The organism is Lascolabacillus sp., from assembly GCF_028696275.1.
Classification (GTDB): Bacteria; Bacteroidota; Bacteroidia; order Bacteroidales; family Dysgonomonadaceae; genus Proteiniphilum; species Proteiniphilum massiliensis.
Genome location: NZ_JAQVHI010000006.1, coordinates 38,915 through 63,925, shown reverse-complemented (window position 1 = coordinate 63,925; position 25,011 = coordinate 38,915). Strand labels below are relative to the sequence as shown.

25 protein-coding genes are annotated in these 25,011 nt (G+C 33.6%); 20 read left to right on the top strand and 5 right to left on the bottom strand.

Annotation, left to right across the window (positions count from 1 at the left end):
* The first annotated feature begins 65 nt into the window (after nt 1-65).
* The 9 genes from PHO43_RS03060 (at nt 66) to msrC (ending at nt 7,672) form a co-directional block, all read left to right on the top strand.
* Nucleotides 66-449 carry a VanZ family protein gene (locus tag PHO43_RS03060; protein WP_045089765.1) on the top strand — a complete coding sequence of 128 codons (384 nt, stop codon included), beginning with the start codon at nt 66-68 and terminating at the stop codon, nt 447-449.
* A 38-nt stretch (nt 450-487) separates the two neighbouring features.
* Nucleotides 488-1,081, top strand: coding sequence for a TlpA family protein disulfide reductase (locus PHO43_RS03055; protein ID WP_082057368.1), 594 nt, complete (start codon nt 488-490; stop codon nt 1,079-1,081).
* Nucleotides 1,082-1,120: 39 nt separating this feature from the next.
* Entirely contained in the window at nt 1,121-1,579 is a 459-nt protein-coding gene (locus tag PHO43_RS03050) for a magnetosome magnetite crystal formation protein family (RefSeq protein WP_045089764.1), read from the top strand.
* A complete protein-coding gene (locus tag PHO43_RS03045) occupies nt 1,579-2,250 on the top strand; it encodes a cell division ATP-binding protein FtsE (protein WP_045089763.1) in 672 nt (223 codons plus the stop codon). Before PHO43_RS03050 ends, PHO43_RS03045 begins: the two co-directional genes overlap by 1 nt.
* Before the next feature lie 140 nt (nt 2,251-2,390).
* Complete coding sequence (pyrG, locus tag PHO43_RS03040) at nt 2,391-4,010, top strand: CTP synthase (RefSeq protein WP_045089762.1); 1,620 nt, start codon at nt 2,391-2,393, stop codon at nt 4,008-4,010.
* Between the two features lie 13 nt (nt 4,011-4,023).
* Complete coding sequence (gene yidC, locus PHO43_RS03035) at nt 4,024-6,003, top strand: membrane protein insertase YidC (RefSeq protein WP_288009233.1); 1,980 nt, start codon at nt 4,024-4,026, stop codon at nt 6,001-6,003.
* 72 nt (nt 6,004-6,075) lie between these two features.
* Entirely contained in the window at nt 6,076-6,399 is a 324-nt protein-coding gene (locus PHO43_RS03030; protein WP_045089760.1) for a hypothetical protein, read from the top strand.
* A 44-nt stretch (nt 6,400-6,443) separates the two neighbouring features.
* Complete coding sequence (locus PHO43_RS03025) at nt 6,444-7,124, top strand: YiaD family glycine zipper/OmpA-like lipoprotein (RefSeq protein ID WP_045089759.1); 681 nt, start codon at nt 6,444-6,446, stop codon at nt 7,122-7,124.
* A 77-nt stretch (nt 7,125-7,201) separates the two neighbouring features.
* On the top strand, nt 7,202-7,672 hold the full coding sequence (gene msrC / locus PHO43_RS03020) for a free L-methionine (R)-S-oxide reductase MsrC (RefSeq protein ID WP_045089758.1): 471 nt from the start codon (nt 7,202-7,204) through the stop codon (nt 7,670-7,672).
* On the opposite strand, the gene PHO43_RS03015 is transcribed toward msrC, so the two are convergent.
* Nucleotides 7,664-8,176, bottom strand: a complete 513-nt coding sequence (locus tag PHO43_RS03015) for a UpxY family transcription antiterminator (protein ID WP_045089757.1) — start codon at nt 8,174-8,176, stop codon at nt 7,664-7,666. The genes msrC and PHO43_RS03015 overlap by 9 nt on opposite strands.
* Nucleotides 8,177-8,346: 170 nt before the next feature.
* On the opposite strand from PHO43_RS03015, the gene PHO43_RS03010 reads away from it, so the two are divergent.
* The 8 genes from PHO43_RS03010 to PHO43_RS02975 all read left to right on the top strand — a co-directional run bounded on the left by PHO43_RS03010 (nt 8,347) and on the right by PHO43_RS02975 (nt 15,455).
* Nucleotides 8,347-9,798, top strand: coding sequence for a glycoside hydrolase family 10-like protein (locus tag PHO43_RS03010; protein ID WP_045089756.1), 1,452 nt, complete (start codon nt 8,347-8,349; stop codon nt 9,796-9,798).
* A 96-nt stretch (nt 9,799-9,894) separates the two neighbouring features.
* Nucleotides 9,895-10,401: a Fur family transcriptional regulator gene (locus tag PHO43_RS03005; protein ID WP_045089755.1), complete on the top strand. Its 507-nt coding sequence runs from the start codon at nt 9,895-9,897 to the stop codon at nt 10,399-10,401.
* A gap of 50 nt (nt 10,402-10,451) precedes the next feature.
* Nucleotides 10,452-11,711 (top strand): adenylosuccinate synthase, encoded by a 1,260-nt coding sequence (locus PHO43_RS03000; protein WP_053826214.1) that lies wholly within the window; start codon nt 10,452-10,454, stop codon nt 11,709-11,711.
* Nucleotides 11,712-11,801: 90 nt separating this feature from the next.
* The gene (locus PHO43_RS02995; protein ID WP_045089753.1) at nt 11,802-12,485 is read left to right on the top strand and encodes a zinc metallopeptidase; all 684 of its coding nucleotides are present in this window, start codon (nt 11,802-11,804) and stop codon (nt 12,483-12,485) included.
* 92 nt (nt 12,486-12,577) lie between these two features.
* A complete protein-coding gene (locus PHO43_RS02990; RefSeq protein WP_288009229.1) occupies nt 12,578-13,486 on the top strand; it encodes a TIGR01777 family oxidoreductase in 909 nt (302 codons plus the stop codon).
* A 107-nt stretch (nt 13,487-13,593) separates the two neighbouring features.
* Nucleotides 13,594-14,043, top strand: coding sequence for an SRPBCC family protein (locus tag PHO43_RS02985; protein ID WP_045089751.1), 450 nt, complete (start codon nt 13,594-13,596; stop codon nt 14,041-14,043).
* 88 nt (nt 14,044-14,131) lie between these two features.
* Complete coding sequence (locus PHO43_RS02980; protein ID WP_045089750.1) at nt 14,132-14,971, top strand: VOC family protein; 840 nt, start codon at nt 14,132-14,134, stop codon at nt 14,969-14,971.
* Nucleotides 14,972-15,035: 64 nt separating this feature from the next.
* Nucleotides 15,036-15,455: a VOC family protein gene (locus PHO43_RS02975; protein ID WP_045089749.1), complete on the top strand. Its 420-nt coding sequence runs from the start codon at nt 15,036-15,038 to the stop codon at nt 15,453-15,455.
* 140 nt (nt 15,456-15,595) lie between these two features.
* Here the strand turns inward: PHO43_RS02975 and PHO43_RS02970 are convergent, their stop codons facing one another.
* From PHO43_RS02970 to PHO43_RS02960, 3 genes are all read right to left on the bottom strand, one after another.
* A complete protein-coding gene (locus PHO43_RS02970; protein ID WP_288009226.1) occupies nt 15,596-16,591 on the bottom strand; it encodes an aldo/keto reductase in 996 nt (331 codons plus the stop codon).
* A gap of 47 nt (nt 16,592-16,638) precedes the next feature.
* Nucleotides 16,639-17,877: a PQQ-dependent sugar dehydrogenase gene (locus PHO43_RS02965; protein WP_045089748.1), complete on the bottom strand. Its 1,239-nt coding sequence runs from the start codon at nt 17,875-17,877 to the stop codon at nt 16,639-16,641.
* Between the two features lie 150 nt (nt 17,878-18,027).
* A complete protein-coding gene (locus PHO43_RS02960) occupies nt 18,028-21,273 on the bottom strand; it encodes a S41 family peptidase (RefSeq protein ID WP_288011240.1) in 3,246 nt (1,081 codons plus the stop codon).
* Between the two features lie 146 nt (nt 21,274-21,419).
* Here PHO43_RS02960 and PHO43_RS02955 point away from each other — a divergent pair, with 146 nt between their 5' ends.
* Together PHO43_RS02955 and kdsB are read left to right on the top strand one after the other, a co-directional pair.
* Nucleotides 21,420-22,802: an NfeD family protein gene (locus PHO43_RS02955; RefSeq protein WP_053826219.1), complete on the top strand. Its 1,383-nt coding sequence runs from the start codon at nt 21,420-21,422 to the stop codon at nt 22,800-22,802.
* A 33-nt stretch (nt 22,803-22,835) separates the two neighbouring features.
* Nucleotides 22,836-23,588: a 3-deoxy-manno-octulosonate cytidylyltransferase gene (kdsB, locus tag PHO43_RS02950; RefSeq protein WP_045089745.1), complete on the top strand. Its 753-nt coding sequence runs from the start codon at nt 22,836-22,838 to the stop codon at nt 23,586-23,588.
* Between the two features lie 72 nt (nt 23,589-23,660).
* Here kdsB and PHO43_RS02945 read toward each other — a convergent pair whose 3' ends face one another.
* Nucleotides 23,661-23,909, bottom strand: a complete 249-nt coding sequence (locus PHO43_RS02945; RefSeq protein WP_288011237.1) for a hypothetical protein — start codon at nt 23,907-23,909, stop codon at nt 23,661-23,663.
* Nucleotides 23,910-24,139: 230 nt separating this feature from the next.
* Here PHO43_RS02945 and PHO43_RS02940 point away from each other — a divergent pair, with 230 nt between their 5' ends.
* Nucleotides 24,140-24,889 (top strand): lysophospholipid acyltransferase family protein, encoded by a 750-nt coding sequence (locus PHO43_RS02940; protein ID WP_045089743.1) that lies wholly within the window; start codon nt 24,140-24,142, stop codon nt 24,887-24,889.
* The last annotated feature ends 122 nt before the right edge of the window (nt 24,890-25,011 follow it).

Below are 25,011 nucleotides of genomic sequence, written 5' to 3'. Positions count from 1 at the left end.
AATATTATGATAAATTAAAATGATATTATCTTTGCAGACTACTAAGGTGGTTTTAAAACAAAATTATGAAAATACTACTACGTTATACATTACTTCCCATATTAATAAGTCTGTTGATTTTTATAGGTACCTGTTTAATCCCTTCTAATAGTGTTCCTCAAATGCCAGAGGGAATTTCTTGGGATAAAATTGTTCATTTTGGAATGTTTTTTCTGTTATCGGCTGTTTCTTTATATGACTATTATAAATTACACAATAAAAAACCTATTTTTATAAGATGGATGTTTTGGGGTTTACTGATACCAGTAATATATGGAGGTGTAATTGAATTATTACAGAAATATTATTTCCCTACACGAAGTGCTGAGTTAGGGGATTGGATTGCTGATATTTTAGGATCTCTGGTTGCAACAGTTATAGCTGTTATTTTCTTAAGGAGAAGAGTATAATTCTGGAAAAAAATTATCTTTGTGTAAAATAGTATATTATGGTTAAAAATTTATTTATCTCTTTTATAGTTCTATTACTGATGTCATGCGGCAATTCTTCAAGTAGTAAATCAGACTCTAACCAAATAGAAAGTGTAGAGTCAGTGAATGCAGAAGAGAAACAAAACAAAACCGAAGGTTATCAATTTTTGGTTAATGTAGGAGAAATGGCTCCTGATTTTGACATGCAACTACCAGATGGGAATATAGTAAAACTCTCTTCTTTAAGAGGTAAAGTTGTAATGTTACAGTTTACTGCGAGTTGGTGTGGAGTTTGTAGAAAAGAAATGCCTCATATTGAGTCAAGAATCTGGCAACGCCACAAAAATAATCCTGAGTTCGCACTTTATGGGATCGATAGAGAGGAGCCTGTAGAAAAAATTGAAGAATTAATTGAAGCTACAAAAGTTACATATCCTATCGGTCTTGATCCTGATGCCGGAATATTTAGTTTATATGCTGAGGCTAATGCCGGGATAACACGTAATGTTATAATTGATAAAGATGGTAAAATTGTAATGCTAACCCGATTGTTTGAAGAAGAAGAGTTTAACCAAATGGTTGAAACAATAGATAGATTACTTCAAAACTAATTATGATCTTTGATTATTATTCCTAAAAAAATCAGAAAGATGAATTATGAAGATTTAAAAATCCTTGATGAATTAAGAGAGAAAGGGAGTATTACAGAGGAGGAATACCAGCGCGAGAAAGAGAAAATCCTTAATAATACTTCAATTGGCTCCGGGAAAAGGCCTCTATTCGGAATGACAGAAAACACCTACATAATGCTTATGCATTTATCTCAGTTTGCAGGAGTAATCGTTCCATGTGCTGGTTTTATAGTCCCGATAATTATGTGGATTGCCAATAAGGATATTAATGTAAACGTAGATTTGCATGGTAAGAATATTCTTAATTTTATGATTAGTTATGTGATTTATGCAGCAGTAGCTGCTATTACGATTATTGGTATTCCAATCGCGATAATTATTGGTCTATTGTATGTTATTTTAGTTATTATCGCTACAGTAAAAGCCTATAACGGCGAGTACTGGAAATATCCGCTGACGATACAATTTATTAAATAATGATTGAAGAACAGATAGTAAACTACTCAAATGTGCAATTAAATCGCGAAGAAAACATAATTCTTCGTAATGTCAATCTTACTGTAAACAGAGGTGACTTCTTGTATGTAATTGGAAAAGTAGGATCAGGCAAAAGTACTCTAATGAAAAGTATGTATGCTGAGCTGCCTGTTGAATATGGTAGTGCACGTGTTTTTGATTATGAACTTGCATCTATTAAGCGCAGACATGTACCATTTCTAAGAAGAAAAATTGGTATTGTTTTTCAAGATTTTCAGCTGCTTATAGATAGGACAGTAGAAAAAAACCTTGAGTTTGTACTTCGCGCAACTGACTGGAAAAATAAGCGTGAAATCAAAGACCGTATTAATGAAGTGCTGGTATTGGTTGGGATGCAAAACAAGGCTTATAAAATGCCTCATGAATTATCTGGTGGAGAACAGCAAAGAGTAGTAATTGCGAGAGCATTACTTAACTCTCCAGCACTTATTTTAGCTGACGAACCAACAGGTAATTTGGATCCGGAAACTGGTAGTCAGATTGTTTCTCTCCTTCAGGATATTTCAGGGAGGGGCACAGCCGTAATAATGTCAACACACAACTACTCAATTGTTCAAGCCTTTCCAGGTAAAATTATGCGATGTGAAGATATGAATCTCATACCAATGTGATTATTATACTGAAAAAGTTTCACCTTTCTTAATAATATATCATACTAATAATTGAACATTGACAAACTATCGTTATTCAATGTTCTAAAAAATATGTACCTTTGCATCTTCAAAAAAATAATAAATAATACATCACAATCGTGGCTGACACAAAGTATATATTTGTAACAGGAGGCGTTGTTTCTTCTTTAGGAAAGGGTATAATTGCTTCGTCGCTAGGTAAACTACTGCAAGCAAGAGGGTATAAGGTGACAATTCAAAAATTTGATCCATATATTAATGTTGATCCCGGAACATTAAATCCATATGAGCATGGAGAATGCTATGTAACGGTTGATGGTCATGAAGCAGATCTTGACTTAGGACACTATGAGAGATTTCTTAATATTCAAACAACAAAAGATAACAATATTACAACTGGACGTATTTATCAGAATGTAATATTAAAAGAAAGACGAGGTGATTTTCTGGGTAAAACTGTACAGGTAATACCTCATATTACTGATGAGATCAAACGTAATATTAAATCTTTAGGCATAAAGAACAAATTTGATTTTGTAATATCCGAGATTGGAGGTACAGTTGGTGATATTGAATCTACACCATACCTGGAAGCAGTTCGTCAATTAAGATGGGAGCTAGGGAAAAACTGTTATTGTATACATCTTACTTATGTTCCATATATTTCAGCAGCAGGAGAAGTAAAAACCAAGCCTACTCAACATTCTGTTAAAGAACTTCAGTCTCATGGTATACAGCCAGATATGCTTGTATTGCGAACTGAGCGTAAGTTAAATAAAGACATACTTGATAAAGTAGCTCTTTTTTGTAATGTTGAACAAGGAGCAGTAATGCAGTCAGTAGATGTTTCTACAATATATGAGGTGCCCACTATGATGCAACGTCAGGGCATGGATGAAGTAGTTTTGCGAAAGATGAATTTGCCAACTGGTGATAGCCCAAAAATGGAGGCATGGAATGCATTTTTACAAAAAAGAAAGGATGCTAAAAAACATGTAAAAATTAAGTTGGTTGGTAAATACGCTGAACTACCAGATGCATATAAATCAATTACTGAAGCTCTTTCTCAGGCTGCAATATATAATGATAGAAAATTGATTTTAGATCTATATCAATCAGAAAAAATTACTGAAGAGAATGTAGCAGAACAGCTGAAAGATGCTGATGGAATTGTCATAGCCCCCGGCTTCGGACAGAGAGGAATAGAAGGTAAATTTATTGCTTTGAAATATGCAAGAGAGAATGATATTCCAACTTTTGGTATCTGTCTAGGCATGCAGTGTATGGTTGTTGAATATGCACGATCAGTTTTGAATTTGCCCGGTGCAAATTCAACAGAGATGGATCCAAAAGCTGAAGATAAGGTTATTGACCTGATGGAGGAACAAAAACATATTACTAATATGGGTGCTTCTATGCGTCTTGGTGCTTATGATTGTATACTTAAGAAAGGATCATTGGCATCTAAAGCGTATGGTAAGTTGAAAATTCAGGAACGTCATCGCCACAGGTATGAGTTTAATAATGAATATAAATCAAAATTTGAAGCTGCAGGTATGAAATGTACCGGGATCAATCCAGATTCTGAATTAGTGGAAATAGTAGAAGTTCCTGGTTTGAGATGGTATATTGGAACTCAATTCCATCCGGAGTATAATAGTACTGTTATATCACCAAATCCACTATTTATGAGTTTCATGTCAGCTGCAGCAATTACAAAAGAAATTAGAAAAAAATAATTCTAAGGATTTAATGGATAAAAATACGATTATAGGTTTACTGTTGATTACCGCGATCATAGTTGCTTTCACGATATACAACAGACCTAGTAAGGAGCAAATAGCAGAACAGAAACGTCTACGAGATTCTATAGCATTAGTTGAAGCGCAACAGGCAGAAATTGCAACAGAATTAGGATCAAAACAGGCCAGTACTTCACTGAGTGACGATTCAGTATTAGGGCAAGGTTCAAGTCTATCGGACTTTTTTAGAGCCGGTACACCATATAATGAAGCTATAAATGATTCAACATCAGAAGTTACAATTTTAGCTAATGAGCCAGTAAATGAAGAGATTGTTGTTTTAGAAAATGATAAAATAAGATTGCTGCTAAATACTAAAGGAGGTAAAATTCAATCTGTTCAGTTGAAAGAATATCTACATTATAAGGGTGACAGCCTATATCTTTTTGAAAATGATCAGGAGTCTCGCTTTAATCTGGAGCTATTCAATCGTAATAGTTTAAGAATATCTACAGAAAATGAGTACTTTACACCAATAAAAAGTGCAGATGGTAAAACTGTAATAATGCGCTTACAGAACTCATCTGAACAATACATTGATTTAGTGTACACTCTTCCTGAAGACGAATATATGTTAGACTTTGACATACGTATTTCGGGTATGAGAAATGGATTGCATCCAGAAAGTCTTGCCAATTTCAAATTAAACTGGGAACAAAAAGTAAGGCAACAGGAAAAGGGTCGTGCATTCGAAAATCGCTATTCTCGTATCCATTACAAGTATGACAAACAGGATGATAGTAAACTTAGTGAATCAAAAAATGACCAAAAAGAACTTCCAGATCCAATAAAATGGTTCGCTTTTAAAGATCAGTACTTTTCTGCAATAGTGATTGCCGATAAACCTTTTAATAACACAATTCTTACATCACAATTACTAAATGATTCTGAATATATAAAGAACTATAAGGCAGAAGTATGGGCTCCAGTAGAAATCAGTACAGAAAGTGATCTTATAAGTGCAGGTTTTAAATACTACTTCGGACCGGTTCATTATAATACACTTAAATCTTATGATGATGGAGTAAGTAATAATTCAGATAAGCTTGAACTGGAAGAAATAGTTAGTCTTGGTTATAAATGGCTTAGTTGGGTAAACAAATGGTTTGTAATACCTGTGTTTAACTATTTCTTGACTTTAAACTGGGGTATGGGACTTATTATTCTTATTCTGACTATAATGGTCAAAATTATCATATCACCATTAACTTACAAGTCATATATTTCATCTGCAAAAATGCGTGTATTGAGACCGCAAATTCAAGAGATTGAGAAAAAATACCCGGGTCAGGAACAAGATATGATGATGAAAAGACAACAAGCCACTATGGAGCTTTACAGTAAAGCAGGTGTTAGTCCAATGAGTGGTTGTCTTCCTATGCTTATTCAGATGCCTGTCTTGTTAGCTCTATTTTTCTTCTTTCCATCAGCAATTGAGCTTCGTCAACAAAGTTTTCTATGGGCAGATGACTTGTCTACTTTTGACTCATTAATTTCATGGAGTGGCAATATTCCAATAATTACCAGATTTTTAGGTAATCATATTAGTATCTTTTGTTTGTTAATGACAATTACAAACGTAATATACACCAAATATAATATGGCTTCTATGGATACCGGTCAGCAAACTATGCCTGGTATGAAAAATATGCCTTTGTTCATGAGTGTTTTTATGTTCTTCTTTCTTAACTCTTATCCTTCAGGATTAAACTACTATTATTTCCTTTCAACATTGATTACAATTGTAATTACATTAATTATGAAAAAAGTAATAGATGAAGAAAAGATATTAGCACAATTAGAAGAAAACAAGAAGAAACCTAGGAAAAAATCAGGATTTATGGCTCGTTTACAAGAAGCTCAAAAACTACAAGAGAAGCAAGCACGTGAACAAGCAAAGCAAAATGCTAAGCGAAATTATCGGAAGTAGGATTGAAATTCTTATGTGAACTTATTTTTTATATATTTGTTTTAACTTAATACACACCTAAAAAGTTTTGTTATGAGCGAAGTAAAGAAAGAACTTGAATATGACGAAGAAGATTCCCTGAGATTTATTCAAGAACACCTTCCAGAAGAAATGAAGGATGAGTTTTCCGATGATGAGATTAACTATATAGTTGATCTGATTTATGAGTTTTATGAAGATAAGGGATTTCTTGATGCAAGTGAAGAATCTGAAATTGAAATTGATGAAGACGAATTATTGGATTACATCTTTGAAAATGCCCGTAAAGACAATGTTAGGGAATTTACCGACGAACAGATAGAAGCAATAGTAGCTGGTGAGCTAGCATATTGTGATACACTGAACTTATTTGATTAAAACTTTTTTTTATAAAAACATATTTCACCAAATCAATAAAAACTATGAAACAATTTTCAAAATTAATGGCAATTTCGCTGTTAGGTGTCTCTCTCATTTTTTCTAGTTGCGGTGCTAACCGTACAATTCAGGGAGGAGCCATAGGAGCAGGCGGAGGTGCTGCAGTAGGAGCAGGCGTTGGAGCAATTGCAGGCGGAGGCCGTGGAGCAGCAATTGGAGCTGGTATAGGAGCAATTGTAGGTGGTGCAGCTGGTGCAATCATTGGTAATAGAATGGATAAACAAGCTGCAGAACTGGAACAAATTGAAGGAGCTCAAGTCGAAAAAGTAAATGAAGGGGAAGCAATAAAAGTTACTTTTGAATCAGGTATTCTTTTTGCAACTAACTCAAGTACTTTAAATAGTGCTTCAAGAGCATCTCTTGACAAATTTGCCACTTCATTACTTAATAACCCTGATACAGATGTTGAGATCTATGGTCATACTGATAGTACAGGAAGTGATGCAATCAACAATCCTTTGTCAGTGCGTCGTGCAGAATCAGTTTACAATTATTTAAATTCTAAAGGCGTTTCAGGACAGAGAATGTCTTATGAAGGTTTTGGTTCATCTCAACCTATTGCTGATAATAGTACTGCAGCAGGTAGAAGCGAAAACCGAAGAGTTGAGGTTTTTATTTTACCTAACGCGAAAATGATTCAGGAAGCCAAAGAACAGGCAAAATAAGTAAGGTAATAACTGATTTATAAAGTTAAATACAAACTAAAATCGCGCTTCTATTTGCGCGATTTTTTTTAAAATTTATGGCTGAAGAATTAATTATTTCAAAGGGGTCTTCAAAAGAAGAATTATACAAGACACTATACCCGCAATTGGAGTCATTAGTGGAAAATGAAGATGATTTGATTGCTAATATGGCAAATATCACTTCTGCTTTGAAAGAGACATTTGATTTTTTCTGGGTTGGGTTTTATAGGGTAGTGGGTGACAGACTGGTCTTGGGACCTTTTCAAGGGCCAATTGCTTGTACAAATATAGCTTTTGGAAAAGGAGTATGTGGGAAATCATGGAAAGAAGAAAAAACAATTATTGTACCTGATGTAGATAAATTTCCCGGTCACATTGCATGCAGCTCTATGTCACGCTCTGAAATAGTTGTACCTATTTTAAAAGAGAATAAAGTTATTGCTGTGCTAGATGTAGATAGTGATAAACTAGATTCATTTGATGAAACTGATGCATATTATCTTGAGAAGATATCTCTACTATTGTGAATCTAATTTCTCAACCATACTTCTGCTCATCTCTACAATTGCACATCCTAGTTGATCAATTCTGATAGCAATAATAGATTTACCTTCTACATTTACCAGTTCACCTTCTAAGCCAATAAGTGGCCCTTTGATAACTTTAACTTTTTCACCGGGAACAAAATTTTCGGTATTGAAATCAATTGGTTTATCAGAAAAATCAAGCATGAATCTAAACTTCTCCATTTGTTCATCAGGAATTACTGTAGGAGAGTGCTCACCACGTAAAACAAGATATCTGATAACCGATGGCTGAGTTATAACAATACGCTGTTCTTCAGTGTCTACACGAACAAAAATCATCATAGGAATAAGTACCTTCTCAATTTTTTTCTTACGATCGCTCCATTGTCTTATCTCTGTTTGAACAGGCAGAAAATTCTCAATCCCCAGGGCAGATAATCTACTTCTTACCTTTTTTTCATGATGCATATTAACGTAAACAGCGAGCCATCTCTTTTTTGTCATGTTTGATTAATTTCTTTTTAGTTAGCTGCAAATATAAGGAAAAATTAATATCAGCTGTACGTTAATAATTGGTCATACTTTTAAAACTGTTAACTTTATGAAAATTACTAATTATCCTTCATTTTTTACATTAAATTTGTAGATAATATTATATATAGATACTTGATTTAATGAACAAAATATTTATTTTGCTCATTCTGTTGTTATTAAGTTCGGTTGTTGTAATCCCCTCCGAAATACCTGCTACGGAAGTGAGAGCTGTTTGGTTAACTACTAATTATGGACTTGATTGGCCTACAAACAGTAAAAGTCAGGAAGATCAAAAAAAAGAACTTATTTCGATACTTGATTCATTGAAGAAATATAACTTCAACACAGTAATGTTTCAAGTTCGTGCACGTGGCGAAGTCTTTTATAAATCAGTTATTGAACCGATGTCGTCATTGATAGCAGCCGGAGACAAAGGAGAACATGATTTTGATCCGCTTGCATTTGCCGTTGAAGAGGCTCACAAAAGAGGCTTAGAATGTCACGCATGGATAGTGACATACCCATTAGGGGGAGACAGACATGTTAGAAGTTTAGGCTCTAAATCAGTTACAAAGAAAAACCCAACTATAACTAAAAAATTCAAAGGTGAATGGTTTCTTGACCCAGGCAATCCAAGAACAGATGATTATCTTATATCTATCGTAGAGGAGATAGTAAATAATTATGATGTTGATGGGATTCATTTCGACTATATACGATATCCAGATAATAGAGGCCAGTTTCCAGATGATGGTCTTTATAGAATTTATGGGAAAGGCTTATCCAGGGCTGACTGGAGAAGAGATAATATTACTCGTTTCATAACTAAAGTATACGATTTTGTTAAGAAACAAAAACCATGGGTACAGGTGAGCAGCTCTCCTTTGGGTCGCTATAGAACTATAAATGATAGAGGCAGAGGATGGACAGCATTTGAGACCGTTTTTCAGGATGCAGGAAAGTGGATGAAACTAGGTAAACATGATGCGTTATATCCTATGATGTATTATAAAGATGAATTGTTTTACCCATATCTTGACGATTGGAAGATAAATAGTAATGAAAGAATTTTAGTACCCGGATTAGGGGCATATCAGATTATAGAATTAGGATGGAGTTCCAATGATATATTAGATCAGGTAGAATATGCCAGAAAAAACCGGGTTGATGGGCAAGCTTTCTTTAGAACACAAAATATTCTCTCCAATAGTAAAGGAATTTTAGATAGTCTGAATAAGTTATACGAACATCCGGCAAAGTTACCTCCGATGAAATGGTTATCAGATTCAATCCCAAACAGACCAAATGATTTACGTGCTGAAAAAATAACAAAGGACACTTTAGAGTTAAAATGGGAAGAAATTGAAGGTGAGAGAGTAACATATAATGTATACAGGAGTGTAAGTGATGATTTAAGCATAGATAGAGCAGAAAATATAATTGCTACAGGTTTAAAAGATAATGTACTTTATATTCCAGTACTGAATGATGAAAAAGCTTATTATTACTATGTAACAACATCTGACTCCTTTCACAATGAGAGTGATGTAAGTATTCCTGCATTCTTTTATCATTCAGAAACAATAAAGTAGGATTAAATATTGATAGCATAACAAACCATTCAGAAGTAAAAATAAAATGATGGTCGAAACATAGAATAATTGAAAAAATAGAATAATTTTGTAATTATGGATGCCAATTTGAAATTGAGGAAACAGGTTAAAAATGAGTTTATGGAGTATCTAACTTTGCATAAGCATCGTAAAACTCCAGAACGATTCGCAATATTGGATCATATATATTCTACCAAAGGGCATTTTGACATGGATACACTTTATAAATCTATGATTGAAGTGAATTTCAGAGTTAGTCGTGCTACTTTATATAATACAATTGATCTATTATTGGACTGTGGACTGGTAATAAAACATCAATTTGGCGGTAATATTTCGAACTACGAAAGAGCATATGGGAATGAAAACCACAATCATCTGATTTGTACAATTTGTGGTGAGGTCTGGGAAATGAAAAACGATGATATTCTCACTCCTGCTCAACTTAAAAAAATAAGAAAATTCAATGTAAGTTATTATAGTATGTATATTTATGGAGTATGTAGCAAATGCAGTCACGCTAAAAAAATGCAACTAAGAAAACTTACACGTTCAGTAAAAGATAAAACTAAAGATAAATAGTAATTTAATAGAAAGTGGTTGACTAGTGCATCCAAAAAAAAAGATTTAAAATGAAGGTCGATGTTATATTAGGACTCCAGTGGGGAGATGAAGGCAAAGGAAAGATTGTTGATGTTCTGACACCAAATTATGGAATTGTGGCACGCTTTCAAGGTGGTCCAAATGCCGGACATACATTGGAATTTGAGGGGCAAAAATATATTCTGAAATCAATCCCTTCAGGTATTTTTCAAGAAGGTAAATTGAACATTATTGGTAATGGTGTTGTGATTGATCCAGCTCTATTTAAACAGGAGGTTGAAGCTCTTGAAAAAAGTGGTCATAAATTGACAGACAGACTATACATTTCAAAAAAAGCACATTTAATTTTGCCTACACATAGACTGCTTGATGCTGCATCTGAAACAGCTATGGGAGAAGAAAAGATAGGTACAACCGGAAGAGGCATTGGTCCTGCATATACAGACAAAATAGGACGCCACGGGCTAAGAGTTGGAGATATTTTGAATAACTTTAAAGTGAAATATCAGAAAGCAGTGGAACGTCATAAAAAAGAACTCGATAATTATAATATTGAATATGACCTTAATTCTTTAGAGGCTGATTGGTTCGCTGGCATTGAAAAAATGAAAGAATATAAGTTTATTGACAGCGAGCAGTTTATTAATGATTATCTTAATGAAGGTGGTTCCGTTTTAGCTGAAGGAGCACAAGGATCATTACTCGATATAGATTTCGGGTCATATCCATTTGTAACATCCTCAAACACTGTATGTGCAGGAGCATGTACTGGTTTAGGAATTGCACCACGTCGTATTGGTGATGTTTTCGGAATATTTAAAGCATATTGCACAAGGGTAGGTAGTGGTCCATTCCCTACTGAACTCTTTGATGAAGATGGGCAGAAATTACGTGATAATGGCAATGAATATGGATCCGTTACTGGACGTCCACGTCGTTGCGGCTGGATTGACTTGGTATCATTGAGATATACTATAATGCTTAATGGCGTTACTAAACTTGTTATGATGAAAAGTGACGTACTTGATAGTTTTGAGACAATTAAAGCATGTGTAGCTTACAAAATTAATGGAGTAGAAACTGAAAATCTTCCATACGATATCTCGGGAGATATAGAGCCAGTATATATAGAATTGCCCGGTTGGCAAACAGATATGTCAAAAATGCAGTCTGAAAACGAATTTCCGGAAGAATTCAATAATTATATTACGTTTTTAGAGTCAGAGTTGGAAGTTCCAATATCAATTGTTTCTTTAGGTCCAGATAGAGCACAAACAATAGTAAGATAAATATAATTTTTAGTACTGGTATGGTTTTTGCCGTTATATCATGAACTATTATAGCAACAAACTGTTAAACAGATTTACAAACTAACTTATATGGCATTAATTTGGATTATATTTATTGGTATAGCTCTTTTAGGTTGGATAGTACAAGCCCGTCTTCAAAATAGGTTTAAGAGATATTCTAAAATACCTCTCAGAAACGGAATGACAGGTAGAGAAGTAGCTGAGAAGATGCTACATGATAATGGAATATATGATGTGCAGGTAATTTCTACTAAAGGTGCGCTAACTGATCACTACAACCCACTAAAAAAGACAATAAATCTTAGTGAGCCTGTTTATGATAGCTATAGTGTAGCAGCTGCTGCAGTCGCAGCACACGAAACTGGACATGCTTTACAGCATGCTTTGGGATACGCTCCCTTAAAAATGCGTTCTGCTTTAGTACCTATAATATCTTCCACCTCAAAATGGGTAATGTGGGTTCTATTATTAGGTATAATTCTAGTAGAGACATTTCCATTACTACTATGGTTTGGTATTGTAATCTTTGGGCTATCAACACTTTTTAGTTTTATTACACTCCCTGTTGAAAAAAATGCAACAAATAGAGCATTGAGTTGGCTGAGTAGTGCTGGCATTACAGATGTAAGCAATCACTCCCAGGCTGAGGATGCTTTACGCTGGGCTGGTTATACTTACGTTGTTGCAGCGCTTAGTTCACTTGCTACATTACTATATTATATAATGATAGCAATGAGTGGCAGCAGAAGATGATACTGATAGTTTATTACATATAGTAAAGACGGCAACAAATGCCGTCTTTTTTTGTTTAAATATATCTTACGATCATAATTAGTTCTAATCATATGAAAACTGTTTTAATTACCGGTGGTTCAGGTATGATAGGAAGTAGGTTGTCAAAACTACTACTAGATAAGGGTTATAAAGTAATATGGCTAAGTAGAGAGCGTTTTGTCAAAGCTCAAATTCCACGATATAGATGGGATTACCGTAAAGGTGAAATTGACTCAGATGCTTTAGAACAAGCAGATATAATTATTCACCTTGCAGGTTCAAATTTAGGTGAAGGTGCCTGGACCAGAAAAAAGAAGCAAAAAATTGTAGAAAGTCGTGTTCTAACTTCCAGACTTATACTTGATACATTGATTAAATTAAATAAAAAACCTGAAATTTTTATATCAGCTTCTGCTATTGGATATTATGGAATGCACACTGATGAGAAAGTGTATAATGAAGATGATTTTCCTGCTAAGAACGACTTTTTAAGTAGGACTTGCAAGAAATGGGAGGCTGCTGCTTTTAATTTCACTAAAGAACTTAACATTCGTACTGTTGTACTTCGAACATCATTTGTAATCCATAAAAATAGCCATACTTTTAATAAACTTAAACTTCCTGTTAGGTTTGGAATAGGTTCACCATTTGGTAGTGGAAAACAGATTTTTAGTTGGATTCACTTAGAAGATTTATGCAATCTTTATATTAAATCAATTGAAGATACAAGTATGGAAGGTGTTTATAATGCTGTTTCACCAGAACATATTTCGAACGCTGAATTTATGCGCTGTTTGGCAAAAGAAATGAAGCGCCCATTCTTTTTTCCAAAAATACCATCATTTATGCTTCGATTATTCATGGGCGAAGCTTCTGGAATGATATTAGAAGGTAGTCGAATATCTTCCCGAAAAATCATAGATAAGGGTTTCATTTTTAAATTCAATACAGCTTCAGAAGCAATTAAGGAGTCATTTTAATTAACATAATAATATAAACATTCTCATTTTTGTTATGTTTAGTATTTATAGTTGAATAATTTTTTTATTACACTACAAAAATCTATTTATGCTTACTTGATTTTAATATGATTCCAATAAATGATAATGCTCCTGTAAAAATTGAAAAACGTATAGAGATTGAAGTACCATTAGAAGTTGTATGGGAAATTCTAACTGATATAAATAAATGGTCGGAATGGAATCCAAATGTGAAAAAGGCAAAATTAAAAGGAGAACTCTTATCAGGGACATCATTTGATTGGATAAGAGATGGAGCTAAAATCACTTCAACAATACATACAATTGAACCGTTTAGATTGTTTGGGTGGAGTGGTAAAGCTTTTGGATCTTATGGTATTCACAATTGGAAATTAGAAAACAAAAATGGTACTACTGAAGTAATTTCAGTGGAAAGTATGGAAGGTCTGCTTATGAATATTTTTAGGGGATTCATGAAAAATAATCTGGAAACATACATGATAAACTGGCTCAATTCCTTAAAGAGGGAAGCAGAAGATCAGTATTACAATGTATAGCTTATTATTTTATCATCCTTGTAATTGTATAGCATAAGACTTTTTGTTGATTTCTATAATATAAAGCTGATAATTAAACCCTTATAAAATGGACAAAATAATTTACCCTTGCATAATGTGCAAGAATAATGCTAAAGAAATGGCAGAGTATTATTTATCTGTGTTTACTGATATCGAGATTGCCGATGAAAATAACTGGGCAGTAGTTTTAAATATAGTTGGTCAGCGTGTAATGCTACTAAACGGTGGGGAAATGGCTCACCCAAATCCAACAATATCTCTGATGTATCTAACTACATCTGCTTTCGAAGTGCAAGATTTGTATAATAAATTAATAAAAGGAGGTAAAGACTTAATGCCATTAGATTCATACCCCTTCAGTGAAAAATATGCATGGGTTGAGGACCGATATAATGTTTCATGGCAAATAATTACTGCAAATGAAAAAGATATAATTCAAAAGATTGTTCCAACATTAATGTTTGTCGGAGAAAACAATGGTAAAGCAGCAGAAGCAATTGATTTCTATACTTCAAAATTTCCAAACTCAGAGAAGTTAGGTGTTTTAAAATATACAGGGGATGAGGGTGAAATACCAGGGAATATACAACATGCTGAATTTAAGATGCTTGACTACTTGTTGATGATAATGGATAGTTCAAATCTTAATTCAATTAACTTCTCAGAAGGTGTTTCTCTAGTTGTTGAATGCAAAACGCAAGAGGAAATAGATAAATATTGGGATATATTCATTTCAAATGGTGGTGAGGAAGGAATGTGTGGATGGTTAAAAGATAAATTTGGCGTTTGTTGGCAGATTGCTCCAAGTGTTTTGAAAGAGCTGCTAAAAAAATCTCCTGAAGTAATGAAAGAAATGATTAACATGAAAAAGCTTGATATTAGGAGACTGAGTGACTCTGTAATGTAAAGTTACATTTTAAAAAGTTCTATTAATGTGAATTTTTTTAATACAAATTAAATCGATTAGAATTATGACTAAGTTAAATCCTTATTTAAATTTTGATGGCACTTGTGAAGAGGCTTTCAATTTTTATAAAACAGTTTTTGGAGGTGAATTTACTTATTTCTCAAAAATGGGAGAAATTGAAGGAATGGAAGCATCAGAAGATGATAAAAATCTGATAATGCATGTAAGTCTACCAATTGGTAAAGATGTTTTAATGGGATCAGATGCACCTACAAATATGAAATCTCAATTCAAATCAGGTAATAATAACTACATATGTATTTCACCTGACAGTAAAGAAGAGGCTGATAGACTTTTTAAAGAACTTTCAGTAGATGGTGAAATTGAAATGCCTATGGAAGAAATGTTTTGGGGTGACTATTTTGGTAGTTTTAAAGACAAATATGGTGTATGTTGGATGATAAACTATTATAAGAGTGAGTAAACAGCTTAATTTATATAATATACTTTTTGACCGATGTATTAAATTATCAATTTTAAACATCGGTCAATTTAACTATTAACCATACATATTTTACGATATTATTTATTCTAAAGGCAGGGTTTAAACTAGACATAATGTTTTTATGCCTGAGGATTAAAAAATGGATAATCTTTTACGGCCAAAAATTCATTGTCAAGTAGAGTCATCTCTTTTTGTGTTAAAGGCTCATTTATTATTTCTTCTATATGATCAACACAAAAAGCGAAATTGCGGAAATCGCCAGGAGGGATAATCACATCTGCTCCAGCCTTGAAGGTATACTTCAGAGCAGCTACACCCATTTCAGGATTACTCACATCTATTGGTTTACACCAAGATTTTGGGTAAGTCTCTCTTTCTGCATCATTCAGCCATTTGCGATGTATTAAACCTTTTATAGCAATTACACCCATATCTCTTTGTTTAGCATCATTTGCTACACCTGAACCCCATTTTGCAAGCATATCCATTTGCCAGTTTATAGGAAACATAACTGTATCAAAGTTATAGAGCGACATAGCACGTAGAGCTTGGGTTTGTGAATGAGCAGAGAATCCCACTTTTCTAATTCGACCGCGCTTTTTTTCTTTCTCAATCATTTCAATTACACCATTTGAATCAAAAGCTTTATCCACATCTTCAGGTGTAGTCAGACTATGCAATTGAAATACATCAAAATAATCTGTATGAAGTAATCTTAGAGATTCTTCAAACTCTTTTTCGGCTTCTTTCTTTGTACGGATAGTTGTTTTACATGCAAGAAACAGGTCTTTCCTGTGAGGTTTTAATGAAAGACCAAGTTTCTCTTCAGCATCGCCATAAGAGGGAGCAACATCGAAATAATTAACTCCTCTGTCCAAAGCCCATGCTACATAATTATTGGATGCAGCCTGACCATCCCTACTTGATATAATTCCACCGTAAATTACAGGGAATACATTGAAACCAGTTTTACCTAATGTGCGCTTAATTTTAGGTACTGTATTTATTATACCTGAATTAAGGTCGGTTACTGTAAAAGCAGAGTTAACCTTATTTGTTGCTCCTAACGCAATTGCACCAGCTATACTGTTTTTTATGAATTGTCGTTTATCCATGTTGCTTATATTTATAGCTTTTTTTTGAAAACATCAGCAATTTATTACTAATTTGTTTTAGCAATGCGGTATAATTTTCCTGAGTCAGTGACTGCATAAAGTGCTCCATCACTGCCTGATTCAACATCTCTAAAACGTTCACCCTCATCTGCAAGTAAACGTTCTTCTCCAACTACCTTGCCATTCTCTATTACAATACGTGCAATATGTCTGCTGCTTAACCCCCCTATGAATAGATTGTTTTCCCATTCAGGAATAACAGTTGAATTGTAAAATACCATACCACTTGGTGATAATACCGGATCCCAGTAGTAGACAGGTTGCTCCATTCCTTCTTTTTGGGTAATACCATCACCGATTGTATTCCCGTTGTATTCTATCCCATAGGTTATTGTAGGCCAGCCATAATCTTTTCCTGCCTCAATTAAATTTAATTCATCACCACCTCGAGGCCCCATTTCACTAAGCCAAAGTTCTCCTGTTACAGGATGAATATCTAATCCTTGTGGGTTCCTATGTCCATAACTATATATTTCTGGAAGAGCACCTGCTTTGTTAATAAATGGATTTCCCGGTACAGCCTTACCTTCAGGAGTAATGTGTATCACCTTTCCATGAGCTGTCTCAAGCTTTTGAGCATTGTATCGTGTTTCAAGACTTGATCTTTCCCCTGTTGTAATGAATATATTACCACTTTTATCAAAAACAATTCTACTTCCGAAATGCATACTATTATCAAAATAAGGTATAGCACGGTATATTATTTGAAAGTTTTCTATATTTGTTTCATCATCTGACAACCTACCTTTTCCAACAGCTGTTAAAGAACCCTTAGGTGTTCTTTCTGCAAATGTAAAGTAGAGCAATCTGCTGGTTGTGAAATCGGGTGCTGGTGCTACATCTAATAATCCTCCCTGATTTCTGTCATCTACTTCAGGGAAACCATATATTTTCCCACTAACAGATCCATCAGTAGTTGCTATGCGCAATGATCCCCCTTTTTCTGTTATAACCAGACGACCATCTGGTAGAAATACAACAGCCCATGGACTATCAAACTCAGTAGAAATAACTTTTGCTTCGTACGGTGTAATTGTTTTAACACCTGATATTCTTGTTTGTCCAACAAAAGCAGGAGTATAATCAGTATTGGGATTTTGTGTTTCTACAGGAGGAAATTTATTTTCTGGTATTTCCTGTTCATTCTTAGTTTTTTGTTCATCACATGCTGCTGATAAAAAAAGGAAGTACAAAGAAAAAATTGATGTAATTATTAAATGTTTCATATAATATTAATTTTAACTTGAATTTAATATTACAACAAAGTAGAATTATAATAGTTTTAACAAATTGATATTTAACGTGTATGATGATAAAATAAAAACGGGGGATAAAATATTTTATCACCCGTTCGTAATATAATTTTTCTGTAAAATCTACTTTATATCAATCTCAATCCACTCTGATCTGTCAGGAGGAGTAGGAGATTTAATTATTTTGTGTGGAGTTTTTCTTAATTCATCTAATAAAACTTCAACTGCTTTTTCAATAGAAGGATCATTGCCTTTTGCTAATTCTTCAGGTCGATCAACAACTTCAATATCAGGGTATACACCAACACCTTCAATAATCCATTTACCAGTTTCATCATATACACCAAACATTGGTACTGATATATAACCACCATCAACAAGACGAGCATTGCCAGATATTCCTACCAGACCTCCCCAAGTACGTGTCCCAATTAATTTTCCTTCACCTGTTTTACGAAAGAAATATGGGAATGCATCGCCACCTGAAGAGGAATAGCCATTAATAAGCATGGCTTTGGGACCATCATGTGCAATACCAGGTGATTTCATAGGCAACTCAATATTATTTCTATGCCAGTAGACAAGTGTTCTTCTATTAAGAAGATCAATCATTCTGTCAGGAATAAAACCACCACCATTATACCTGTCGTCAATTATGAGAGCTTCTTTATCGTTGTATGTAAGCATACCTCTGAAAAGTTCCATATTACCTTCATAGGAAGTATTAGGAACATGGATGTATCCAATTCTTCCATCAGACATTTTATCAACTAAGTCACGTCTGCTTTTCACCCAATCTAAATATCTTAATTCATGCTCACTGGTGATTGTTTTTACTGCATATGTTTTAGCGTTTGTAACAGATGGTTTTTGGTTAACACTTAGTTCAATATAACTTCCACCTAAATTTTCAAGTAATTCGTAGGGATTTTGGTCAGTAGTTAATTCTATACCATTTATGCTAATAATATAATCACCTTCATTTATAAATATCCCACTTTCCGTAAGAGGAGAACGACGTTCTTCATTCCAATTTTCTCCTTCATAAATTTTCTTTATCCTATAACGTCCTGAGGCAAGATCTGCTTCGAGATCTGCTCCTAATAAACCTCCGTTAATACGTTCAACTTTACCTATATCACCCCAATCTACATATGAATGACCTGTATTGGTTTCACTTACTATTTCATTAAGTATATAGTCCAAGTCGAATCTACTAGGTACATATGGAAGTATTTGATTATATGATTCTTTTATACCTTTCCAATCAACACCATGAAGATTGTCTACATAAAAATAGTCTCTGAATATTCTGAAAGCATCGTTATATATTTGTTCCCATTCTTTTACCGGATCAATCTTCATCATAAGTCTATCAAGATCAAGTTTGCCATTTCCTGCTTTTTGTCCCGGCTGATTTTTTGCAATTGCAAAATTTCCGTTATTTCTATAAATAAAAGATTTTCCATCGGCAGATAATATTGCAAATCCAGCACCCTCTAAAATATCCTCTACTTTCTTTTCTTTTATATTAAATCTAAATATCTTGTTGCCGGAAGAGAATAATAATCCTTCCTCAGACGTACCTATAATATTATAATTTCCAGATGCCATTGGAAGTACTTCTATTCGGTTCTGAATGCCTTCTATATCTATCCTAACCTTTACATCTTTATTGTTTTTTTCTTTAAATTCATTTGCACTAGATACATCTGTTCCATTAGGTTCAACATCCTTTTCATAATAATTTAATCTAGAACCGTCATTAAGAAGTGGAATTGCGTAAATTCTAGTTGCATTGTTATATAGATAATCAAACTCATAACTGCTGAAAGTCAAATTAAAATCACGATTGGATAGAAAAAATAAAAATTTACCATCTGTGCTGAAAAATGGATTACCATCTGAGAAAACCGCATCAGTAATTTGATATTTTTTATCAGTTGATACTTGATATAACCAAAGAGCTGATTGATAGTTAGGCGAAGATTTACTGTATGCTATCCAGTCACCATCTGGAGAAAATGTATAGTCTCTAATTTCCTCCCCTGAAGCTGTATCAATTTTTTTCTCCATTCCTGTTAATACATCAACTAGCCAAAGGGCTAATGTACGATCACTATAAATCAAGTGTGTACTCTTAGGTGACCATTCTGCGCTATTTTTCCAAGCTGAGGAACCTTTTGTTATCTGACGGGGTTTTGCACCTTCCTTATTTTCGAGAAGATAAAGCTCATATTCACCAGTTTCATCAGAGAAAAATGCAATTTGTTTTCCGTTAGGCGACCAAACCGGTGAGATCTCACGAATTCCCTGAGTATTTGTAAGATTTACTATTTCACCTTTTTCTGCAGGTACGCTGAATATATCACCTCTTGCTTCAAATAAGACTCTTTTGGCAGTAGGTGATAAAGAGTATTCTCCTATAAATTCCTTTACATTTTTAAAGTATGGATGTAAATTGGGATTATCAAAATTTATAGACACACTAATTTTTTTTGAATTCCCATTTTCAAGATCAAGTGTATACAGATGACCTCCATTCTCATATACCAGTTTCCCATTACTTCCTGAAGGCCACATAACATCAAACTCTGTATGAGATGTAATTTGAGTACTTTCTCCAGTATTGAGATTGTAGCGGTGTATATTAAGGCGTTTACTCTGATCAGAAGCATAAAAAATATTGTCTCCATACCATATAGGCCATTGATCAGATCCGGTCCAGTTTGTAATCTGCTCGGAAGTATTGTTATCTAAGTTGTAAGTCCATAATTCTGTGGCACGACCACCTTTATATCTTTTCCATGTTCTAAACTCACGGTCAACAGGTGTAAAACATAATTGTGAACCATCAGGTGAGTATGTTGCAAAACCACCATTTACAATTGGCAGAGACTTTTCCATGCCACTTTTAATACTAATAGTATAATATTTTCCATTTCTTTCGCCGAATGTAGTTCTATTAGCTCTAAATAGTATGTTTTCACTATCTGGTGTCCAATCTAATACAACATTATCAAAACCTCCTCTTGGAGGCATTACACCAACAGAATTATAGAATGTAAGCTGTTTGGCTGATCCACCTTCAGAAGGCATAACCCAAATTTGTCTGTTCCCTGAGTATTCTGCTGAAAAGGCTATCCACTTTCCATCAGGTGAAATTTTTGGAAACAATTCAATACCTGGATGCGATGTTAATCTTTTGGCTTCACCACCATTTGAGCTAACACTCCAAATATCACCTGCATATACAAATACTATAAGATCACCATTTATGTCCGGGAAACGCATCATTCGCGCGTCATTCACTGCAGAGGCTTGAATATAAATAAGGCTTGCAATTGTAATTAATAATAGCTTCTTCATTAAATTAAAATTTTATAAACTTCAAATTTACATAATAAAAATGAATATAATAGTTAGCCTAATATTAGTTTTAATAAGACTTTAGTATATATAATAAATAGATAATTGTAAATTCTATTATCTTTGTTGATATAATCCATTTACTAATGAAAAAAATATTTTTATCTTTTCTATTGATTCTTATTTTCTTATCTATAGATACTAAGGCTCAAGATATAAAACCAATAATTTATCAGATAAATATTAAGGAGAATATTGGTAGTAATACATGGATATATTTAAGAAATGGAATTTACGAAGCGCATCAACAAAAAGCAAATGCTATTTTGTTGCATATGAATACCTATGGAGGAGCTGTTCTGGAGGCAGATTCAATGCGTACTGCAATTCTGAATACTCAAATCCCGGTTTATGTTTATATAGATGTGAATGCTGCATCAGCTGGTGCATTAATTGCAATAGCTTGTGATAGTATATATATGAGGAGCAGTTCTTCTATTGGTGCGGCAACAGTTGTAGAAGGTGCAACCGGAGCTGAGGCACCGGATAAATATCAATCATACATGAGAGCTATAATGAGAGCTACTGCTGAGAGTCACGGTAGAACTATTACAGTAGAAAATGGAGATACAATCACTAAATGGAGACGAGACCCATTAGTGGCGGAAGCTATGGTTGACAGAAGGTTGGTTATATCTGGTTACGCTGATTCAACGCAAATTCTTACATTAACTGCAAGTCAAGCAGTAGAACTTGGTTATTGTGATGGAATTGTTGAAAGTGTACATGAAGTAATTGTCTCGAAATTAGGATATAATGATTACGTTATTGAGATTTATAATCCTACTTTTTATGATAAAATCAGAGGTTTTCTAACAAACGGTGTATTTCAGGCATTTTTGATAATGTTTATCATTGGAGGAATCTATTTTGAATTACAATCTCCTGGAGTTGGTTTCCCATCAGCTATTGCAATTAGTGCTGCATTACTTTACTTTACTCCGCTTTATCTAACAGGTTATGCACAAAATTGGGAAGTTTTACTTTTTGTACTAGGATTAATTTTTATAGTTTTCGAGATATTTGTTATACCTGGATTTGGTGTAGCCGGAATTTTAGGTATAATATCTGTACTCTCTTCTCTAATACTGGCTCTCATAGGTAATATACATTTCAATTTTGAAGGATTACCTGCCAGAGAAATATTCAAAGCTTTTATGACTGTCATTGGAGGTATGGGTATGGGCATCGTTCTTATTATTTACTTAATGAGCAGAATAGGTAAGAAAGGTCCTTTACTTAATGTAGCCTTAAATGCAGATCAAGAAGGTTTTGTCTCTGTACCATTAGAACCTGTTAAGATTGTAGGAAAAACAGGTCTCGCAGCAACTGTTCTACGACCTTCTGGTAAAGTTAATATTGAAGGGCAATTATATGATGCTATTTCATTGCGAGGTATGATTGAAAAAGGAGATGAAGTATTAGTGAAACGTTATGAAAACTTTCAACTTTATGTGATAAGGAAGTAGAATTAAACAACAATTTAAATTATAGTAAATAATATGAGAGTTGCTGCCATAATACCAGCACGATATGCATCTACGCGTTTTCCTGGCAAACCATTAGCTGATATGTACGGAAAACCAATGATCAGAAGAGTTTACGAGCAAGTGCAAAAAGTTTTACCTGATTTATATGTTGCAACTGATGATATGCGAATATATGAAGCTGTACAGAATTTTCAAGGCAATGTAGTTATGACTTCACAGCATCACCGTAGTGGAACAGATCGTTGTATGGAAGCTATATCAAAGATTGATAAGAAATATGATGTAGTTATTAATATACAAGGTGATGAACCTTTTATACTTCCTTCACAAATCAATTCAATAATTGAATGCTTCTCAGCTCCTGATGTAGAAATTGCGACCTTGGTAAAACCATTTAAATCAACTGATGGCTTTGAAAAATTAATGAATCCACTTTCACCAAAAGTAGTCCTAAATAAGAAATATGAAGCTATATATTTTAGTCGTTCAGTAATTCCCTTCATAAGAGATGTTCAACAAGACAACTGGTTAAGTAAACATCAGTTCTACAAACATATCGGGATTTATGGATATCGGACTGATATACTTGAAAAAATCACTCAATTATCACCTTCAGAATTAGAGAAAGCTGAATCTTTAGAACAATTAAGATGGATCGATAATGGGTTTCGTATCAAAGTGGCAATTACTAAACATGAAACTATCTCTATCGATACACCGGAGGATATGAAGAAAGCATTAGATTTTTTGAGGGAGAAAGCATAAAAAAACACCCCGGAATCATATTTCCGGGGTGTTTTTTTATTTTGTCTTATTGATGTCTGAAATGAAATCAAATTAATTGTATGCTGCTAATTCTTCTTCCGAATATGCATTCTTTTTGGCAAAGAAATAGATTATAAACGGCACAATAAATAAGAAAATTGCCCAAAGGATGTTGCTAACTACATTGCCTTTTTTCATGTTGTTGGTATAGATATATCCTAACATACCATTAATTATTAAGGCCATTCCAATGATTAGATTAGTGTTAGTGATAGTACCCATAAAAAATGGTACGATCAAAAAAGCAACGCCAATTAGCATTACTATTACGCCGATGTATTTTGCAAATTCTTTCATGTGTGTATAATAATTATGTTATTGATTTCGTAACACAAATAAACACAAAATTCAACAAACTAGGAAATTATTTGTGATAAAAAATATTTTAAATGCAGCCTATAATCAAAAGCAATCGAAAAATTGATATAATTGCCTTATTCAACTACTTTTTTTTATTTTTGTAAAATTGTTTATTGTGAATTATAAAAGTTGTGGTAAAAATTCTATATTTTTTATATAACTGGATAATTTTTGTTCCAATTTTCTTTGTGATTACTCTAATTACAGCATTAGTTGTCATGATTATGACAACACTGTTTGGTTATAAATTCTGGGGTTACTATCCACCAAAATTATGGTGCATGCTCACCTGTTGGTTATCGTTATGCAGAGTTAAAACAAGTGGGCATGAGAATTTGGATCCTAAACAGTCCTATATTTTTGTGGCAAATCATCAGGGAGCATTTGATATTTTTCTGGTTTATGGCTTTTTAAATCAAAAGATAATTTGGATGCAAAAGCAGAGCCTACGTAAGATACCTTTTGTGGGTTATGCTTCTGAAAAAGCTGGACATGTATTTGTTGACAATTCAACCCCCAATACTCGAGCTAAAAGTATAATAAATGCAAAAGAAAAGATTATTGATGGAATTTCTATGGTTATTTTCCCTGAAGGTTCACGATCCCATACTGGAAAAATGGGACGTTTTAAAATGGGAGCATACTACATTGCTCATGAATTGAATCTCCCGATAGTTCCATTAACAATAAACGGTTCATTTGATGTTTTGAAAAGAAATACTCTTAATTTGAATCCAGGTAAGTTAGAACTTGTTATTCATAAGCCCATCCCCTCAGATGAAATAAATGAGGATTCAATACCAGATATAATTAATAAAACCAAAGAAATAATATATTCGGGACTTTGGGATAAATACAAAGACAAAGATGAAAAAGAATAATTTAAAACTAGACTAGTTGTATTATTTGAGAATTGTATGTGAAAATCGAATTATTAATGGTATGTATATAAAAAAGGAATGGTTGTCTCACGACAACCAATCTTCATTGTTAACCTTAAATC

Excerpts from the sequence above, each read along its gene's own strand:
- PHO43_RS02975 (WP_045089749.1), top strand. The coding sequence starts at position 15,036 with ATGACTAAGTTAAATCCTTATTTAAATTTTGATGGCACTTGTGAAGAG.
- PHO43_RS02955 (WP_053826219.1), top strand. The coding sequence starts at position 21,420 with ATGAAAAAAATATTTTTATCTTTTCTATTGATTCTTATTTTCTTATCT.
- PHO43_RS03005 (WP_045089755.1), top strand. The coding sequence starts at position 9,895 with ATGGATGCCAATTTGAAATTGAGGAAACAGGTTAAAAATGAGTTTATG.
- PHO43_RS03025 (WP_045089759.1), top strand. The coding sequence starts at position 6,444 with ATGAAACAATTTTCAAAATTAATGGCAATTTCGCTGTTAGGTGTCTCT.
- PHO43_RS03060 (WP_045089765.1), top strand. The coding sequence starts at position 66 with ATGAAAATACTACTACGTTATACATTACTTCCCATATTAATAAGTCTG.
- PHO43_RS02990 (WP_288009229.1), top strand. The coding sequence starts at position 12,578 with ATGAAAACTGTTTTAATTACCGGTGGTTCAGGTATGATAGGAAGTAGG.
- PHO43_RS02980 (WP_045089750.1), top strand. The coding sequence starts at position 14,132 with ATGGACAAAATAATTTACCCTTGCATAATGTGCAAGAATAATGCTAAA.
- PHO43_RS03015 (WP_045089757.1), bottom strand. The coding sequence starts at position 8,176 with ATGACAAAAAAGAGATGGCTCGCTGTTTACGTTAATATGCATCATGAA.
- yidC (WP_288009233.1), top strand. The coding sequence starts at position 4,024 with ATGGATAAAAATACGATTATAGGTTTACTGTTGATTACCGCGATCATA.
- PHO43_RS03000 (WP_053826214.1), top strand. The coding sequence starts at position 10,452 with ATGAAGGTCGATGTTATATTAGGACTCCAGTGGGGAGATGAAGGCAAA.
- PHO43_RS03050 (WP_045089764.1), top strand. The coding sequence starts at position 1,121 with ATGAATTATGAAGATTTAAAAATCCTTGATGAATTAAGAGAGAAAGGG.
- PHO43_RS02945 (WP_288011237.1), bottom strand. The coding sequence starts at position 23,909 with ATGCTAATTGGCGTTGCTTTTTTGATCGTACCATTTTTTATGGGTACT.
- PHO43_RS02965 (WP_045089748.1), bottom strand. The coding sequence starts at position 17,877 with ATGAAACATTTAATAATTACATCAATTTTTTCTTTGTACTTCCTTTTT.
- kdsB (WP_045089745.1), top strand. The coding sequence starts at position 22,836 with ATGAGAGTTGCTGCCATAATACCAGCACGATATGCATCTACGCGTTTT.
- PHO43_RS03055 (WP_082057368.1), top strand. The coding sequence starts at position 488 with ATGGTTAAAAATTTATTTATCTCTTTTATAGTTCTATTACTGATGTCA.
- PHO43_RS02985 (WP_045089751.1), top strand. The coding sequence starts at position 13,594 with ATGATTCCAATAAATGATAATGCTCCTGTAAAAATTGAAAAACGTATA.
- PHO43_RS02970 (WP_288009226.1), bottom strand. The coding sequence starts at position 16,591 with ATGGATAAACGACAATTCATAAAAAACAGTATAGCTGGTGCAATTGCG.
- PHO43_RS02960 (WP_288011240.1), bottom strand. The coding sequence starts at position 21,273 with ATGAAGAAGCTATTATTAATTACAATTGCAAGCCTTATTTATATTCAA.
- PHO43_RS02995 (WP_045089753.1), top strand. The coding sequence starts at position 11,802 with ATGGCATTAATTTGGATTATATTTATTGGTATAGCTCTTTTAGGTTGG.
- PHO43_RS03030 (WP_045089760.1), top strand. The coding sequence starts at position 6,076 with ATGAGCGAAGTAAAGAAAGAACTTGAATATGACGAAGAAGATTCCCTG.
- msrC (WP_045089758.1), top strand. The coding sequence starts at position 7,202 with ATGGCTGAAGAATTAATTATTTCAAAGGGGTCTTCAAAAGAAGAATTA.
- PHO43_RS03045 (WP_045089763.1), top strand. The coding sequence starts at position 1,579 with ATGATTGAAGAACAGATAGTAAACTACTCAAATGTGCAATTAAATCGC.
- PHO43_RS03010 (WP_045089756.1), top strand. The coding sequence starts at position 8,347 with ATGAACAAAATATTTATTTTGCTCATTCTGTTGTTATTAAGTTCGGTT.